At 52.4% G+C, this 937-nt stretch carries 2 protein-coding genes; both read right to left on the reverse strand.

Annotation, left to right across the window (positions count from 1 at the left end):
- Nucleotides 1–576 (reverse strand): NAD-dependent epimerase/dehydratase family protein (locus DWY57_RS20640; RefSeq protein ID WP_119962365.1); only part of this gene is annotated, 576 nt, incomplete at its 3' end.
- Between the two features lie 45 nt (nucleotides 577–621).
- A partial coding sequence (locus tag DWY57_RS20645) for a polysaccharide biosynthesis protein (RefSeq protein ID WP_165853630.1) occupies nucleotides 622–937 on the reverse strand: 316 nt, incomplete at its 5' end.

Genomic DNA, 937 nt, shown 5'->3' on the forward strand with positions numbered 1-937 from the left:
AAGCTCGTCCACCACATCGTCTATGTAAACCAGATGCATCACCACCGAAGGGTCGTTCACCCGGATGGGCAAGTCATGGGCGATGTTGTTGCAGAAAGTGGCCACCGCGCTGTTATAGTTGGGGCGGCACCATTTGCCGAAAACATTCGGGAAGCGGTATACCAGTACCTTTGCACCCGTTTCCCTGGAGTACTCGAACAACAGTTGCTCCCCTGCCCGCTTCGATTCACCGTAAGGGTTGTCGAGTGCGGCCTGCGTGGAAGAGGAAATCATTACCGGACAGGTATTGCCGTGCTTCTTCAATGTATCAAGCAGCGTGGAGGCGAAGCCGAAGTTCCCTTTCATAAACTCAGACGCATCCTTGGGACGGTTCACGCCTGCCAGATTGAAGACAAAGTCAGCCTGTTTGCAATAGACATCCAGTTCGGCAGGGTCACTGTCCATGTCATATTCGTAGATGGTAAGTTCCTCACCTGCAATGCCGTAATTACGGGCTTTCCCGTCACGGATGTTGTGCAGCTGGGATACAAGGTTCCGGCCGACAAACCCTCGGGCGCCGGTTACTAAGATTTTCATAAACTAATGGGATTGGATAGGATGGAAAAGTTAACAATGGCTATACTATTCACTCTTGATTTCCGCGCTCTTCGCCTTTTCCTCCATTCCGAGGTCTTCGCGGATGAAGCGGAGTTTCAAAAGAAGCTTTTTCATGCCCTCCACATCCAGGCGGGCGGTGTTATGGCTGTGATAGTCCTCTATACGGGCAATATCCTCATTGCCTTCCGTGAAGAACTTGTCATAGTTCAGGTCACGGGTGTCGCAGGGGATGCGGTAGTAGTCGCCCATGTCGACAGCCTTTGCCATCTCTTCGCGGGTTACCAGTGTCTCATACAGTTTCTCGCCGTGGCGCGTGCCGATGGTCTTCACCTCCGTCTCA

It is taken from the genome of Bacteroides sp. AF25-5LB (genome assembly GCF_003602965.1).
Lineage (GTDB): Bacteria > Bacteroidota > Bacteroidia > Bacteroidales > Bacteroidaceae > Bacteroides > Bacteroides uniformis.